Origin of the sequence: Kribbibacterium absianum (assembly GCF_030067705.1) — a bacterium.
In the GTDB taxonomy this organism is placed as follows: domain Bacteria; phylum Actinomycetota; class Coriobacteriia; order Coriobacteriales; family Atopobiaceae; genus Kribbibacterium; species Kribbibacterium absianum.
In genome coordinates, this window is sequence record NZ_JASJEX010000004.1 from 146,762 (window position 1) to 161,922 (window position 15,161).

Sequence of the window (15,161 nt, forward strand, 5' to 3'; positions counted from 1 at the left end):
ATTAAGACCATAGCAGCCCCGGGGCCGCCCACGAGACAGCGCACAGGCCGGCGCACGCACCGTTCATCCATGGGCCGAGCGGGAACGTCCGCTGGCGCCGGATGAGCGAGAAACAGGCGCCAAGGCCGCAGCCGAGAGCCAGGCCAGCGAGCGCGAACACAGGGCCGGTCACCAGACCCCAGCAGCCGAGCAGCTTCACGTCGCCGAGCCCGAACGCCACTGAGCCGCGGCGTCGGCGCCAGAGGAGCTCGCCAAACAATGCCGCCGCCGTGACGGCGAGGCCGCCAACCACGCAGGCCGCCGGCGACGGTAAGGAACGACCGAGCAGCGCCCAAAGGGGCGTCCAGGCCAGAGCATCGGCGCCGAGCGCACGCAGGCATTGCCCGACCACGGCCAACGCGGCCATTGCGGCGAGGATCGGGTTCGGCAGGCGCCGTTCCCGGGCGTCGACGACGGACGCAGAGGCGGCGAGTGCGAGGAACAAGGCCATCAGGCCTCGGAAGCACCGGTATAGGAGGGATCGGGCATCGCGCCCTCCTCGAACAGGCGGAACACCTGGGTGTACCAGAGGTCCTCGTCGCTTTGCGGGTCCACGAGGATCGGGCGCACCCCGGCCAGGTTGGCCGCCGCCACGTCCGTGAAGACCTGGTCGCCGATCAGGACGGCCTGCTCGCGCGGGACGCCCATCTTGTCGCACGCGGCCCAGAGGGCGAACGGGGCCGGCTTCATCGCATGGTCGATCTTCTCAACGCCGAGGTCCTCGGCAGAGGCGGCCACCTCGGTCCCGTGGAAGTTGTTGGACACGAGGCACAGCGCGAGACCGGCCTTGCGGGCGCGGTCGAACCAGGCGCGCACGGACTCCGGCGGCGCCGTGCGGTCGCGGGGAACACAGGTGTTGTCCCGGTCGAGCAGGACCAGGCGCACGCCCTGCGTCCTCAGCTCATCGACGTCCACGTCCTCGACCCGGTGGTACCGGCGCCATGGCTGCGCGAGGGCGTTCTTCAGTGGATTCATGAGATGCCTTGGTCCTTCTTGGCCTGCTCGATGGCCGCGAGGTGCTGCTCGTAGGTCTCCGAGAAGGTGTGGTTGGAATAGGTGCCGTTCTCGATGATGAGGAAGTAGAGGTAGCCCGTGCTCGCCGGGTTGAGCGCGGCCTCGATGCAGGCCTTGGAGGGCGAGCAGATCGGCGTCGGCGGGAGCCCCTTGTGAAGGTAGGTGTTGTACGCGTTGTCTTCCTTGAGGTCGTCCGGGGTCACCTCGCGACCGACCACGTACTCGGTGGTCGCGTCCACTTGGAGCGGCATCCCGGCCTTCATGCGGTTGTAGCCCACCGAGGCGACGTTGGGACGGTCGGCGTCCGTGGGGGTCTCGCGCTCGATGATCGACGCGAGGATCACGATGTCGTAGTCGTCCATGTCGATGCCGTAGGTGTCCTTGATGGACTGCTCCCCTGCGGCGAAGTCGATGGACGCGGTCTGCTTCTGGTACTCGTCGAGCATCGCGCGGATCACGGTGTCGGCCGTCACGTCCTGCCCCGTGAAGTCGTAGGTGGACCCCCAGAGGAAGCCCTCGAGCGAGTCGTCGGCCACCGCCGAGAGGAACGGGTAGGCGTCCACGTAGTTGGAGGCCTTGGCCTGGGCCATGAAGTCCTTCGCAGGAATGCCGAGCGCGGCCTCCACCACGTCGGCGGTCTTCGCGACCGTGAGCCCCTCGGCCACGGTCACGCGGCCCTTGGCGCTGTTGGGGCCCTTCACCAACTGCGCCACAATGTCCTCGACGCTTGTCCCGGCCTTGAACTCGTACGTGCCGGCTTGGATCGAGTTGTCCGCACGCGCCGCCGAGACGGCCGCGTAGAACGTCTTGAGGTCCTTCACGAGGCCCGCGTCCACGAAGGCCTGCGCGATCTGGTCGCCGCTCGACCCCTCGGGAACCTCCACCTCCACCGTTCCCGTGGCCGCAGGGGCATCGTTGGCGGGTTTGTTCGGGGCATCGCCGGGCGCCGAGCATCGGGCGATGCCGAAGACGGCGAGACCCACCGCAGCCACTGCGGCGACGCCGATCACGACGAGGGCGAGCACGCGCCGCGAAGACGGGCCGTTCGACCCGCCGCCGGAACGCCGTGCCGTGGCGCCCCGCGTCGCGGCAGCCGTGCGCGACGACACGCGGCGCGTCGTCGCGCCCACCGTCGTGCGAGCAGTCCCCGACCCCTGCGAGCGGCCCCGCTGCGTGCGGGGGGTCGGCCGCCTCGCAGTCGAACCACTGTCATTGCCCATGTGTCGTGCCACTGGTGCCCCTCACCGCAGAGGCATCGCGCCCCCGACGTTCCGGCCGCCCGTCTGAGGGTCAGCATACGTTTGCTGTGGCGGCTCACTCCCCCGCCTGCGGAACCGACCCTGTGCCGGCCCGGGCATCAAGAAACGCCTGAAGGAACAACGACGCCGCGACCATGTCCACCTTGCCGCGCATCTTCTTCTCGCTCAGGCCTTCTTGTCGCAGGATACGCTTGGCCTCGGCGCTGGATAGACGCTCGTCGGTGAATTCCAGAGGAACACCGCAGGTGGACGCCACGTTCTGCGCCACGGCGCGCACGCGCTCGGCCTGGGGGCCCGGCTCGCCGGCCATCGTGAGCGGCAGGCCGGCGACGAGGACGTCCGGTTCCAGGTCCTCGACAACGCGCCGCCACGTGACGGCGTTGCTCTCCACCTCGACCGCCGGCAGCACGCACACGGGCGAGGCGACGCGGCCGGAGCTGTCGCTCACGGCCACGCCGACCCGCTTCTCTCCTATGTCTAGTGCCAGGTACCGCACGGTTCCTACTTGAGGAGCTCGCGCACGCCGGTCAGCGCGCTGTCGATGGCCTCGGCCTTGGTGAGGCCGCCCTGGGCCATGTTCTTGCGGCCGCCGCCGCGACCACCGAACCTGCCGGCGATGTCCTTGATGACCTTGCCGGCGTCGAAGCCCGCCTCCACTGCGGCATCGTCGCCCGCAGCGAGCATCGCCACCTTGCCGTCGTCCCCCTGAGAGAAGATCACGCAGGCCATCGGCTTGTCGGACTTCTGCTTGATGGTGTCCCACACGGCGCGGAGGTCCTTGCCGGAACGGCCGTCCATGCGGGTCACGACGCAGTCGTAGCCGTCCAGCTTGAGGGACGCGGCCAGGGCGTCCATCACGGTGTTGGACTGGGCGCCCGAAAGGGCGTGCTTCAGCTTCTCGCGCAGCTCGTGCTGGCGGGCGATGGCGTCCGCGACCGCACCGCCGATCATGGCCGGGGCCACCTTGAGGGCACGGGCGGCGGAGTCGAGCGCGTCGAGCCGCTGGTCCACGTACGCGAGGGCGCCGAGGGAGGTCACCGCCTCGACGCGGCGCACCGAGCTGCCGACGGAGCTCTCGGAGACGATCTTGAAGAAGCCCAGCTCGGCGGTGTTACGGGCGTGGGTTCCTCCGCAGAGCTCGGACGAGAACGGCAGGAAGCCGGACCCCACGGAGACCACGCGGACCTCGTCGCCGTACTTCTCGCCGAAGAGCCCGATGGCGCCGGACTCCTTGGCCTCCGCGAGGCTCATCTCGCAGGTCGTCACGGGCAGCGCCTCGAAGATCTTCTGGTTGACGAGGTCCTCGACCTCCTTGACCTGAGGCTCCGTCATGGCCTCGGGGTGCGTGAAGTCGAAGCGCAGGCGGTCGGGGCCCACATGGGAGCCGGCCTGGTGCACGTGGTCGCCGAGCACCTTGATGAGGGCGGCGTCCAACAGGTGCGTGGCCGTGTGGTTGCGACGGATGAGCTCGCGTCGCTTCTCGTCGACGGTGGCGGTCACGACGTCGCCAACGCGGACGAAGCCGCCGGTAATCGTGCCGATGTGGCCGACGAGGCCGCCGTCGTGCGCCTTGGTGTCGGTGACCCGCATGCGCACCTCGATGCCGGAGATGTCGCCGGTGTCGCCCACCTGGCCGCCCATTTCCGCGTAGAACGGCGTCCGGTCGAGCACGACCTCCACCTCGTCGCCGAGGCCCGCGCGCATCACGGACTCGCCCTCGCGCACGATGGAGAGGACGGTGCAGCCGCCGAGCTTCTCGTCGTCGTAGCCCTGGAAATCGGTGGGGCCCACCTGGTCGGAGAGCTCGGTCCACACGTTGACGTTGCTCCACGCGTCGTTGTCGGTGGCTCCGGCGTTGCGGGCGCGGGTGCGCTGGGCCTCCATGTCCTCCTCGAAGGTCTCCATCTCGACCCCGTGGCCCTCGCCCTCGGCGATCTCGCGCGTGAGGTCGATCGGGAAGCCATAGGTGTCGTGGAGCTTGAAGGCGACATGGCCGGAGAGCGGCGCCCCTGCGTCCAGGGACGCGAGCGCGTCCTCGACGAACTGGCGGCCGCGATCGAGCGCGACGCCGAAGCGCTGCTCCTCGGCACGGACGGTCGTGTCGATCATCGGGCCGTTCTCGACGAGGGCCGGGTAGGTCTCGCCCATGAGGCGCGTGACCTCGGCCACGTAACGGTCGAGGAAGAGGCCGTCGATGCCGAGCAGGCGCCCATGGAAGACGGCACGGCGGAGCAGCCGGCGCAGCACGTAGCCGCGACCCTCGTTGGAGGGCAGAATGCCGTCGCCGATCATGAAGGTCACCGCGCGGGAGTGGTCGGCGAGGATGCGCAGCGACACGTCGTCCTTGACGCTCTCGCCGAACTTCTTGCCCGAGAGCCGCTCGCCCAGCTCGATGAGGCTGTGCAGGATGTCGCCGTCGTAGTTGGAGCTCTTGTGCTGCATGATCGCCGAGATGCGCTCGAGGCCCATGCCGGTGTCGACGTTCTGATGCGGCAGGTCGACCAGGGTGCCGTCCTCTTGACGGTCGTACTGCGTGAAGACGAGGTTCCAGAACTCGAGGAAGCGGTCGCAGTCGCAGCCCGGCGCGCAGTCCTCGCGCCCGCAGCCCACGTCCTCGCCCTGGTCGAAGTAGATCTCCGAGCACGGGCCGCACGGGCCGGTGGGGCCGGCGGCCCAGAAGTTGTCGTCCTCACCGAGGCGCGAGATGTGGTCGGCGGGCACGCCGAGGGACTGCCAGATCTCCTGACAGTCGTCGTCATCGGTGAAGCAGGTGAAATAGAGGCGTTCGAGGGGCAGGCCGAGCTTCTCCGTGATGTACTCGAAGGCCCACTCGCAGGCCTGGCGCTTGGAGTACCCGCCAAACGAGAAGTTGCCGAGCATCTCGAAGAACGAGAGGTGGCGGCCGTCGAGCCCGATGGCGTCGATGTCGTTGGTGCGGAGGCACTTCTGGCAGCTCGTGGCGCCGATGGCGTCCATCGTCTTGGTGCCGAGGTAGTACTGCTTGAACTGGTTCATGCCCGCGTTGGCGAGAAGTAGCGAGGGGTCGTCCGGAACGAGCGACGAGGACTCGAAGACCTCGCAGCCCTTGTCGTGGAAGAACTCAAGGAAGCCGCTGCGGATCTCGGCCGTGGTCATCGTAGGGAAGTCAAGCGCGCTCAAAGGAGCACCTCCTGCTGGTGAAGTCGTTGCATGTAACCAGAACAGTCTAGCGGTGCGGCACGGATTACGGCCGCTCTTTGTGGTCCGGCTGCGAAGGGGCGCCGTCCTCAGGAGCGCCAGGCACCTCGCGGTCGGGCGTCTCGGCCTTGCTGGCGTCGTCCCGGGCCCCGACCACATAGTCCTCGTCGCGCTTCAGCGCCTCTTCGACGATGGCCCTCGCGTCCTCCGCATGCTTGCGGATCGTGTCGGTGATGGGCGGCTTGGGCGGCTCGGGAGGGGTCTCTGCGGAGACGTCCGGCTCGGCGGGCTCCGGCACCAGCTTGGACGTGGCAAAGAAGTGGTCGTCGTCCAGGGCGTCGAACGAGGGCGCCGGCGAGCCGTCCCCGTGCCGGAACGGCGTGCCTTGGAAGATCGCGCCGTCGTAGGAGACGATCTGGCGGCCGGTGCGCGTCTCGAAGTAGTAGATGAAGACGCCCTTGATGGCCGCCGAGACGGGGATCGAGATGGCCATGCCCACCGCGCCGCCGAGCGTGGAGCCGATCACGATCGCGAGCAGGCTCATGGCCGGGTGCACCTGGACGGCGGACCGCATGACCACCGGGCTCACGACGTTGTCGGTCACGTTCTCGGCGATCATGGCCACGATGAGGGTCCACAGGGCGCAGACGGGGCTCACGAAGAGCGCGGTCACCGTGGCTATCGCGGCGGAGAACCACGGGCCGATGACCGGGATGAAGTGCAAGAGCCCCGTGAGGATGCCCATGAGCGGCGCGTAGGGCTGCCCCACCACCAGAAAGCCGAGGAACGCGAGCACGCCGCCCACGAGGGACGTGATCACGATGCCGCGCATGTACCCGCCCATCGAGCGGCTGGCCACGGCGAGCAGCAGCGTGAGGTCCTCCTGGTGCTTGGGGCCCGCGATGACGGCGAACTCGCGCACGATCTTCGGGTAGTCGCGGGCGAGCCAATAGGCCAGCACGAGGCCGAGGAAGAACATGAAGAACACGTTGACGATGTTCATCAGATTGGGAAGCAGCCCCGAGGATATCTGGGAGGCCATGCCGGTCGCGAAACGGCTGCCCATCGAGGAGAGGCCGTTCACGAGGCTTGTGACGTTCACCTGGAAGTCCGCCGTGGCGCTGGAGCCGTACTTCTCGAAGAGGCCCTCGATCCAGACCTGCACCTCGTGGAGGTAGCTCGGGATCTTCTCGAGGAGGGACAGGAGCTGCTCGGTGAAGAGCGGGCCGAGCAGGGCGACGATGCCGGTGGCCACGCCGAGCACCACGATCAGCGCGACGAGCGCGCCGAGCGCGCGCCCCACGCCGCGGCGCTCGAGGCTGTTCACGATGGGGCTGCAGATGAAGCCGACGATGATGCCGACTCCGAGGAACTCGATGACCGGTCCCAGGTAGCCCAATGCCACGACGACGGCGATGAAGATGAGGACGACGCCGATGCAGGTCCACACGCGCACCATGCGCAGGCGGTCCTCCAGGGACAGGGCAGAGGAGCCATGCCCCGTGCCGTCGGTGTGCTGCTCGGCCATGGGACTCCCCCTCTCCTGACCTACGATTCTTCCCAGCGAGAACGCACGGGGCCGGCCCCTTCGGCCGGCCCGTCCGCGCCCTAGCCCATCAGCCCTTCGGGGTCGATGCGGTCCTGCACCTTCTTGAGCGTGCGACGCAGGAAGCGCGAGACCTGCACCTGGGAGACGCCCAGGCGGTTCGCGATCTCCACCTGCGTGAGGCCCTCCACGAAGCGCATCTGGATGACCTCCTGCTCCCGGGGCGAGAAGTCCTTGATGGTCTCCTCGATCACCATGCGGTCGTCGGAGGCCAGCAGGTCCTGGTCCTCGGTGGCGTAATGGTCGATGACGGAAGGGGCGTCTTGGTCGCCGCCGGAGCCGCCGCCTTCGAGGGGCACGGAGCTGTAGGCGCTCGACGACTCCATGGCCTCGAGCACCTCGTCCACCGACACGCCGAGGTGCTCGGCGATCTCCTGCACGGAGGGCGAGCGCTGGAGGTCCTTGGTGAGCTCGTCGGTGGCCTGGTTCACCTTGGCCGAGAGCTCCTGAAGGCGGCGCGGCACGCGAACCGACCAGCCCTTGTCGCGGAAGTGGCGCTTGATCTCGCCCATGATCGTGGGTGTGGCATAGGTGGTGAACTCGAGGCCGCGCTCCGGCTCGAAGCGATCGATGGCCTTGATGAGGCCGATGTTGCCCACTTGGATGAGGTCGTCGAGGGACTCCCCGCGGTTCTTGAACTTGGAGGCAAGGAACCGCACCAGGTTGAGGTGGCTCACGATGAGCTGCTCGCGCGCGTCCTCGTCCCCCTCCTCCTTGTAGAGGCGGAAGAGCTCGCGGGTGCGCTCCTTGTCCCAGGCCAGCTTGCCGCGGCCGGCGCCGGCGGACACGCGATGGGCCCGCACCCCGGAGGTGCGGGACACCTGGGGCCGGGGACGCTCGGTCTTGGACTTGCCGCTCGGCGTGGTCTCCTCGGGTTTCTGGACGGCGGTGGGCTCGGTCTGAGTCTGCGTCACGCCGCTCCCCCCATGGTCTTCACAACGGTGAGCACGCCCTGCTCCTCGTCCACCACCGCCTCGTCGGTGACGGAGTCCAAGATCAGCTTCGCGTAGTCGAAGTCGCCGTCCTCGAAGTCGCCCACCTCGGCGGACTCGCCCAGCGAGAACTGGATCTGGATCTTCGCCTCGTCGATGGTGAAGAGCACCTGCACCTCGTCCTGGTCGGTGGAGGAGCTGAACACGAAGCCCTCCTCGGCGGCCATGCGGACGTCCTCGACGTCATCGATGGAGAGGCCGCAGACCACGGCCAGGTTCGCGGCGAGCATGCGGACGGATCGCGCGAACTCGGCCTCGGCCGGCACGGTGAGCGAAACGGTCTTGCCTTCGGTATCGGGCATCGTCTGATCCTCCTAAGACTGGTCGCGGTCGGTGGGGTAGGTGAAATAACCGGAGTCGGACGAGACCGTCTCGACCACGGCGTCCTCGACGTCGGCCTTGGCGGCGTTCGCGGCGTCCTCGACGTCGTCCTTGGCGCGCTCGAGGCGCGCGGCGGCGGCATCGGCGCGACCGGTGACCTTGGCCACGGCGCTGTTGACGGCATGGGAGGCCTTCTCCACGACGCCGGTGACGGACTCGGTGGCCTTGGAGGCGGTGCCGGTCATCGTGCTGACGTCGCCCAGGATGTCGTTCACGTGGAGCAGGTCCAACGACAGGGCGTCCACGGTGGTCTCGACCTTGCCGAGCAACGGCTGCACCTCCTGGACGGCCGGGCCCAAGTCTTGGATGGTCTTGTCGACGGAGTCAATCGTGGCGTTGGCCTTCTTGACGGTGGTGTCCAGCTCGTCGAGCATCGGCACGAGGCCGGCGCGAGCCTTCTTCACCGTGAGGGCGAGCTCGACGCCCACCCATGCGAATACCGCCACCAAGATGATCAATAGGATGTCGAGCGCTAGGTCCATCGCCACTCCTCACATTGATGCGCCCCGTTCTGGCGGCGCTTGCAGTCTCGGTCATTCTACCCAACCGCTGCTTCAGGACTCCCCTCCTGCGCGGTCTCGGGCCGTCGCCTCCAAACGCCACCCTTCCCAGCCCCGGCCGCTCGGCGCGTAGAAGGCGCCCCGTTCCAGGCCTTCGGGCAGGTAGCGCTGCTCGACCCAGCCGCCCGGGTACGCGTGCGGGTACAGGTAGGGGCCGTACCCCTCCGAACCTGGGCGGTGGCGGTCGCGAAGGTAGCTCGGCACCTCGCGGCGCGGCCCTGTGCGCACCTCGTGGAGGGCAGCGTCGATACCGGCCTCGGCCGCGTTGGACTTGGGCGCGAGGGCGAGGTAGATGGCGGCCTGCGCGAGGTTGATGCGGCACTCGGGATAGCCGATCACCTCGGCGGCCTTGAAGGCGGCCTCGGCCACGAGCAGGGCCTGGGGGTCCGCGTTGCCGATGTCCTCGGAAGCACAGATCATGATGCGCCGGGCGATGAAGCGCGGGTCCTCGCCGCCGTCGATCATGCGCGCGAGCCAGTAGAGGGCGGCGTCAGGGTCGCTGCCTCGCATGGACTTGATGAAGGCCGAGACGATGTCGTAGTGCAGGTCGCCGCCCTTGTCGTACGGCAGCCCGCGACGGGGGTTGGCCTCCTCGACCTGCTGGAGCGTGATGGGACGCGGCCCCTCGTCGCCGGGCCCCTGCGGCAGCCGCCCGTCGGGCGTGGCCAGCTGGGCCGAGAGCTCGAGCGTGGTCAGCGCGGCGCGGCCGTCGCCACCGGCCAGCGAGACGATCCTCGCCCTCGCGCCCTCGTCGAGCGAGAACGCGCCGTTGAGGCCGTCCGCCGACGCCAGGGCGCGGTCGAGCAGCTCCCCCACCGACGCGTCGTCGAGCGCCGTGAGCTCCACGACGCGGCTCCGCGAGAGGAGCGCGGAGTTCACCTCGAAGTAGGGGTTCTCGGTGGTGGCCCCGACGAGCACCACGACGCGGTCCTCGACGGCGTGGAGCAGGGCGTCCTGTTGCGAGCGGTTGAAACGGTGGATCTCGTCCACAAAGAGGATCGTGCGGCGACCGGACCGATAGAGGCGCTGCTCGGCGGCCTCGACCTCGCGCCGAAGGTCCTTGACGGTGCCCGTGATGGCCGAGACCTCCACGAACTCCGCCTGTGTGACATTGGCGATGATGCGCGCGAGCGTGGTCTTGCCGGTGCCGGCGGGCCCGTAGAGGATCACCGAGGAGAGCGTGTCGTGCTCGATGGCCGTGCGGAGCCATGACCCGGGGCCGACCGCCTCGGCCTGTCCGACGAACCCCTCCAAGGTGCGCGGCCGCATGCGAGCGGCCAGGGGGGCGTTCTCTGTCCGCTTGCGGCGCTCTTGTGCGCTGAATAAGGTATCCATACCCGACACTATACTCCCGAAGCCCGGCGCGTGCGAATACATGTTCGCCTACCGGGCCCTCCGACCTGCGAAGGTGCCCCCATGCGCGATGCAGCCACGACCACAACCCTGACCCACGCGCGCCCGCTCATCGGCCTCTGCTCGCGACCGCTGGGCGAGCTGCCCGGCCAGGGAGGGTCCTACGGCCTCGCCGAGACCTACCCCTCGCGCATCTTCGAGGCCGGCGGCGTCCCAGTGCTCCTCCCCTACCATGAGTGCGGCCCTGCTGCGGCGCGCGAGCTGGCGCAGCGGATGGACGGCGTGCTGTTCACGGGCGGGGCGGACATCGACGCCGCCAGCTTCGACGGGCGCGCCTACGACAGCGCCACGCACCACCCGCTCGGGGACACCGAGCCCCTGCGGGACAGCTTCGAGAGCGCGCTGCTCGACGCCTGCTGGAACCTCGACGTTCCCTGCCTCGGCATCTGCCGCGGCCTCCAGATGATGAACGTGTCGCGCGGAGGCACTCTCGTGCGCGACGTCTGCGAGCAGGAATGGTGCGACACGGCGCCGGTGGAGTCCCACATGCAGGGGATGCCGTTCTCCGTGCCGAGCCACGACGTGATCCTGGAACCGGAGAGCAGCCTGCACCGGATGCTCGGCGTGCTCGAGACGCGCGTGAACTCGATGCACCACCTGGCGATCTCGTCCGTGCCCCTCGGGGGGCACGTGGTGGCCCGTGCCGAGGACGGCACGCCGGAGGCCATCGACTTCCCAGGCCACACGTTCTTCATGGGGGTGCAGTGGCACCCAGAGATCATGGCCACCCAGCCCCAGCTGTTCGAGGCGTTCATCGCCGCCGCACGGGAGCGAATGGAGGAGCGGCGAGGGTAGCGGGCACCGGGCCGGGACACGAGGCACCAAACGGAACGACCGCGCGGCGTCCTGCGACACCGCGCGGTCGTGACAGCTCCGAAGACCGAGCCGAGGAAAGGCGAGCCGAGCGTCTGCCGCCCCTTAGACGGCGGTCCTCAGGCTGCGACCAGGCCGGCCACGGCCACCAGCGCCGTGAGCACGCCCACCAGCGACTCGCCACCGAGGATGCCGCTCGCGACGGCCTGTGCGGTGGCCTCGTTCCGCTCGCGCTGCTCGGCGTCGAGGCCGCGGGCCTTCACGCGGCGGTCGTACACCAGGCGCGCGACCGCGCCGAGCGCCGCCGTCGCCCCCATGTAGAACGGCAGGTAGACGCCCAGGCCCAGCGTCATCACCGGGAGCCCCAGCACCGCCATCACGAACCCGGCCACAAGGCCGGCGGCGAACACGCCGGCGAACGGGATGCCGCCGGCCATCGTGGCCACAACGCTCGCCTGGGCCGCGACGAACTCGCCGTCGGCGCCGAAGGCGGACGCGCCGGACACGGAGACGAGCGCCATGAGCATGAGCGGGGCGATCACAGCGCCCACGAGCGCCCCGACCGCCATGCCGCAGAACTGGTCGCGCGGGTCCGTCTCGAGCACGTCGCCGGCCTTGAGGTCGTTCATCACGTCGCCGGCGATGCCGCAGGCCACGGCCACCACGGCGGCGCCGAGGAACAGGGACTCGAGCGACGCGCCGCTGCCGATCAGACGCACCAGCAGAAGCACCAGGACGCCGAAGATCTCCATCGGGTTCACGCCCGTGGTGCCGGTGAGCCACGCGGACAGGTAGACCGAGAACCACGCGCCGAGGATCACGACGACGCTGGCCACGGGACCGAGGCCGAGCGCCCAGGACGCGACGGCCGCCACGAGCACGACCACTGCGGCGACGACGCCGCGCGAGGGATGGAGGCTGCGGGCGTCACGGGCCGCCGGCTTCTCGACCGGCTGGTCCGAGCGGTCCGCAAGGCGCCTGCGAACAACCGGCACGAGGCCTTGCACTACCACGCCGGCGCCCACACCCAGCATCAGGCCGAGGCCCAGGCTGGACTGGACCGAGGCGGCGTCGGCGGCGTCGAGCACCCCGAGCGCAGGGAGCGCGCCCGCGATCAGCAGCGTTCCGACCACGCCGCCGGCCAGCCACATGAACGCCGGCACGGGGCCCACCGTGAAGCCCATGGCCGCCAGCATCGGCGAGTTGTAGAAGCCGAGCGTGGCGCCAGGGACCACGGCGCCGGTCCCCACGACGGAGGGCATGAGGCCGAAGTTGTCGCGGAGCAGGGCGAAGACGCCGCTCGCACCCATGGCACCGAAGAGCGCCTTCGCGTCGCGGCCGCCGGACTCGCCGGTGGCCTTGAGCGTGTCGGCCGCCGAAAGGCCGATGGGGTACGCGAGCCTCTTCTGTCGGATGAAGTACGGCTGCAGCACGGCGCTGGCCACGAGGCCGAGGCACGTGCCGGCGAGCGATGCCAGGAGCACCTCCGGCAGCGCCGGAACCGAGCCGTCCTCCACCATCCACAGCGCGGGCACCGTGAACGCGAGGCCGCCGGCGACCATCGCCCCGGCGCTCATGGCCGCATGGCACACGTTGGCCTCGTGCAGGTCACGGGAGCCGAGGGCGCGGAGCGCCACCACCGACGCCAGCGCCGCGAACACGATGGGCCACGGCAGCGCGCCCATCTTGAGGGCAATATAGAGGGAGCTGGCGGTGAGCACGGCGCTGCCCACCGCGCCGATGATCAGCGCGCGCAGCGTGAGGCCGCGCTTGGCCTCGGCCTCCCCCATCACGAACTCGGCCATGCGATGCCTCCTTAAGACCACACGTCAGGGAGTCAAGAAGGTACCAGACAACTGAAGGGACGCACGGTTACGCGAGGCCGCATCACCGCTCCAGGAAACGAACCAGTTTCATCAGGGCCGGTCTGTAGGGCTGATAGCGAAGCGGCAGGTCGACCCGCGTCGAGCTCCGCATGATGGACTTGGACTCGGTGAACGTGTCGAAGCTGTACTTGCCGTGATAGCGCCCGAGACCGGATCCGCCGACGCCACCGAACCCCAGGGTGGAGCTGGTGAGCTGCATGACCGCGTCGTTGATGCAGCCGGACCCGAAGGCGAGCGTCTCGCACACGCGCCGTTGCAGCTGCTTGTCCTCGGTGAAGAGGTACGTGGCCAGCGGGCGGTCCTTGGAGCGGACGAACGAGAACACCTCGTCGAGGTCCTGGAACGTCATGACCGGCAGCACGGGTCCGAAGATCTCCTCGGACATGACCTGGTCGGTCGCGGCCACGTTGTCCATGACGGTCGGGGCGATCTGCAGCGTGTCGGGGTTGGACTGGCCGCCGAGCACCACCTTTTCCGGGTTGGCCTGGATGAGGGCGAGCACGCGCTCGTAGGCCTTCTTGTCCACCATGTGCGGCCAGTCGGGGTTCTTGAGCGGCTCCGTGCCGTATTGGCGCCGCCACTCGGCCTTGAGCAGCGTGACAAAACGGTCGTGGACCTTCTCGTCCACAAGCACGTAGTCGGGGCACACGCAGGTCTGGCCGGAGTTGAGGCCCTTGCCGAAGACGATGCGGCGGGCGGCCAGCTCGAGGTTCGCGTCCGCGCACACGATGGCCGGGCTCTGGCCGCCGAGCTCCAGCGTGACGGGTGCCGGGATCTTGGCCGCGGCCGCCATGACCATGGAACCCACCCGCTTGGAGCCGGTGAAGAAGACATGGTTGACCGGCTGGGCGAGGAGGGCGTCCGCGACCGTGTGGTCACCGATGACGCAGGCCACGTGCTGCTCGTCGAAGACCTCGGCGATCAGCTTGGCCATCACGGCGCTCGTCGCGGGGCTGTGGTCGCTCGGGCGACAGATCACGGTGTCGCCAGCGGCAACGGCGCCCACGAGTGGGTCCATCGTGAGCTGGAACGGGTAGTTCCACGGGCTCAGGACCAAGACCACGCCCTTGGGGCAGTGGTAGGTCACGGCAGTGGACGGGAAGTCGAGAAGTCCCGGGTAGACGGGCGTGGGGCGCGCCCATTTGCGCACATGGGCGATCTGGAAGGAGATCTCCGAGAGGACGAGGCCCACCTCGGTGAGGTAGGACTCGTCGGCGCACTTGCCGAGGTCCTCGTGGAGGGCGTCAGCGATCTCGCTCTCGTGGGACTTGATGGCGTCATAGAGGCGCCGGAGCGCGATGATGCGGCCGTTGACGTCCTGGGTCGCACCGCTGTTGAAGTAGGCGGTCTGCTTGGCCACCAGTGCGGCGGCGTCGAAAGTCTCGGCCATGGGTTCGCTCCCTTGCGTTGGGTCACTTGGAGGTCTTCGTTCCCCGTTGGCACGAGAAGGAGCAGCGTGACGACCCGGCTCCCGAGAACGGACAGGGCAGGGGGCTCTGCGCTCAGCCGTCGACGGCGTATTGGCAGCACTTGTACTGCGTGCACGTGGCGGTGGGGTCGTTGCCCGCGTACTGGCAGGCCTCCACCGAGTGCGTGCCGCTCTCCAGCTGACTGCCGGTGACCTGTAGCTCCGCCCGCACGTCCTCCACGGGGAACGCGCCTATCAGGCTCCCGTCGATGGACACGAACACCTCGCGCGACGTCGCGAACCCGGAGAGGTACACGGTGAGCAGCTGCGGGTCGGTGGGCTCGATCACCGGAACCTTGCCGAGGCCGGTGGTCTGGTCGTCCTCGGTGCGGATCGTGAGGAGCTCGTCGTCGTCCGGCATGTAGCCGTAGTGCACGCGGCCCGACCCGTCGATGTCCCCGCCCGCACCTGCGGCGTCGCTTGCGGTCTGGTAGCCGGCGCTCAAATTGGAGGCGGACGCCGAGGCGGATGTGTCCTCTCCTGCGCAGCCCGCAAGCGCCAGCGCCAGCACGACGCAGAGCCCCGCCGTCCGTATCGTCTGCGCCCTCATGCC

At 69.0% G+C, this 15,161-nt stretch carries 14 protein-coding genes; 1 reads left to right on the plus strand and 13 read right to left on the minus strand.

The window, feature by feature from the left end; all coding sequences use genetic code 11:
- Position 1: 1 nt before the first annotated feature.
- From QJ043_RS08575 to QJ043_RS08620, 10 genes are all read right to left on the minus strand, one after another.
- A complete protein-coding gene (locus QJ043_RS08575; protein WP_283713291.1) occupies positions 2–490 on the minus strand; it encodes a prepilin peptidase in 489 nt (162 codons plus the stop codon).
- Entirely contained in the window at positions 490–1,014 is a 525-nt protein-coding gene (locus tag QJ043_RS08580; RefSeq protein ID WP_283713292.1) for a YqeG family HAD IIIA-type phosphatase, read from the minus strand. Before QJ043_RS08580 ends, QJ043_RS08575 begins: the two co-directional genes overlap by 1 nt.
- Positions 1,011–2,078 (minus strand): endolytic transglycosylase MltG, encoded by a 1,068-nt coding sequence (mltG, locus tag QJ043_RS08585; protein ID WP_283722799.1) that lies wholly within the window; start codon positions 2,076–2,078, stop codon positions 1,011–1,013. Before mltG ends, QJ043_RS08580 begins: the two co-directional genes overlap by 4 nt.
- Before the next feature lie 289 nt (positions 2,079–2,367).
- Positions 2,368–2,808, minus strand: a complete 441-nt coding sequence (ruvX, locus tag QJ043_RS08590; protein ID WP_283713294.1) for a Holliday junction resolvase RuvX — start codon at positions 2,806–2,808, stop codon at positions 2,368–2,370.
- A gap of 5 nt (positions 2,809–2,813) precedes the next feature.
- On the minus strand, positions 2,814–5,447 hold the full coding sequence (alaS, locus tag QJ043_RS08595; protein WP_283713403.1) for an alanine--tRNA ligase: 2,634 nt from the start codon (positions 5,445–5,447) through the stop codon (positions 2,814–2,816).
- 88 nt (positions 5,448–5,535) lie between these two features.
- Positions 5,536–7,017, minus strand: coding sequence for an AI-2E family transporter (locus QJ043_RS08600; protein WP_283713295.1), 1,482 nt, complete (start codon positions 7,015–7,017; stop codon positions 5,536–5,538).
- Between the two features lie 80 nt (positions 7,018–7,097).
- Positions 7,098–7,883 carry a SigB/SigF/SigG family RNA polymerase sigma factor gene (locus QJ043_RS08605; RefSeq protein WP_283713404.1) on the minus strand — a complete coding sequence of 262 codons (786 nt, stop codon included), beginning with the start codon at positions 7,881–7,883 and terminating at the stop codon, positions 7,098–7,100.
- A 122-nt stretch (positions 7,884–8,005) separates the two neighbouring features.
- A complete protein-coding gene (locus QJ043_RS08610) occupies positions 8,006–8,389 on the minus strand; it encodes an ATP-binding protein (protein WP_283722800.1) in 384 nt (127 codons plus the stop codon).
- 12 nt (positions 8,390–8,401) lie between these two features.
- On the minus strand, positions 8,402–8,950 hold the full coding sequence (locus tag QJ043_RS08615) for a hypothetical protein (RefSeq protein ID WP_283713297.1): 549 nt from the start codon (positions 8,948–8,950) through the stop codon (positions 8,402–8,404).
- Positions 8,951–9,022: 72 nt separating this feature from the next.
- Positions 9,023–10,363, minus strand: coding sequence for a replication-associated recombination protein A (locus QJ043_RS08620; RefSeq protein ID WP_283713298.1), 1,341 nt, complete (start codon positions 10,361–10,363; stop codon positions 9,023–9,025).
- Between the two features lie 81 nt (positions 10,364–10,444).
- Here QJ043_RS08620 and QJ043_RS08625 point away from each other — a divergent pair, with 81 nt between their 5' ends.
- Positions 10,445–11,236, plus strand: a complete 792-nt coding sequence (locus QJ043_RS08625; protein ID WP_283713299.1) for a gamma-glutamyl-gamma-aminobutyrate hydrolase family protein — start codon at positions 10,445–10,447, stop codon at positions 11,234–11,236.
- A 137-nt stretch (positions 11,237–11,373) separates the two neighbouring features.
- On the opposite strand, the gene QJ043_RS08630 is transcribed toward QJ043_RS08625, so the two are convergent.
- The 3 genes from QJ043_RS08630 to QJ043_RS08640 form a co-directional block, all read right to left on the minus strand.
- Positions 11,374–13,059: an OPT/YSL family transporter gene (locus QJ043_RS08630; RefSeq protein WP_283713300.1), complete on the minus strand. Its 1,686-nt coding sequence runs from the start codon at positions 13,057–13,059 to the stop codon at positions 11,374–11,376.
- A gap of 82 nt (positions 13,060–13,141) precedes the next feature.
- Positions 13,142–14,530, minus strand: a complete 1,389-nt coding sequence (locus tag QJ043_RS08635; protein ID WP_283713301.1) for an aldehyde dehydrogenase family protein — start codon at positions 14,528–14,530, stop codon at positions 13,142–13,144.
- Between the two features lie 112 nt (positions 14,531–14,642).
- A complete protein-coding gene (locus QJ043_RS08640; RefSeq protein WP_283713302.1) occupies positions 14,643–15,158 on the minus strand; it encodes a hypothetical protein in 516 nt (171 codons plus the stop codon).
- Positions 15,159–15,161 lie beyond the last annotated feature (3 nt).

Bases quoted from the DNA above. Each gene is read 5' to 3' on its own strand.
- QJ043_RS08640 (WP_283713302.1), bottom strand. From the start codon at position 15,158: ATGAGGGCGCAGACGATACGGACGGCGGGGCTCTGCGTCGTGCTGGCG.
- QJ043_RS08625 (WP_283713299.1), top strand. From the start codon at position 10,445: ATGCGCGATGCAGCCACGACCACAACCCTGACCCACGCGCGCCCGCTC.
- QJ043_RS08620 (WP_283713298.1), bottom strand. From the start codon at position 10,363: ATGGATACCTTATTCAGCGCACAAGAGCGCCGCAAGCGGACAGAGAAC.
- QJ043_RS08610 (WP_283722800.1), bottom strand. From the start codon at position 8,389: ATGCCCGATACCGAAGGCAAGACCGTTTCGCTCACCGTGCCGGCCGAG.
- QJ043_RS08580 (WP_283713292.1), bottom strand. From the start codon at position 1,014: ATGAATCCACTGAAGAACGCCCTCGCGCAGCCATGGCGCCGGTACCAC.
- QJ043_RS08615 (WP_283713297.1), bottom strand. From the start codon at position 8,950: ATGGACCTAGCGCTCGACATCCTATTGATCATCTTGGTGGCGGTATTC.
- QJ043_RS08600 (WP_283713295.1), bottom strand. From the start codon at position 7,017: ATGGCCGAGCAGCACACCGACGGCACGGGGCATGGCTCCTCTGCCCTG.
- alaS (WP_283713403.1), bottom strand. From the start codon at position 5,447: ATGACCACGGCCGAGATCCGCAGCGGCTTCCTTGAGTTCTTCCACGAC.
- QJ043_RS08635 (WP_283713301.1), bottom strand. From the start codon at position 14,530: ATGGCCGAGACTTTCGACGCCGCCGCACTGGTGGCCAAGCAGACCGCC.
- QJ043_RS08630 (WP_283713300.1), bottom strand. From the start codon at position 13,059: ATGGCCGAGTTCGTGATGGGGGAGGCCGAGGCCAAGCGCGGCCTCACG.
- QJ043_RS08575 (WP_283713291.1), bottom strand. From the start codon at position 490: ATGGCCTTGTTCCTCGCACTCGCCGCCTCTGCGTCCGTCGTCGACGCC.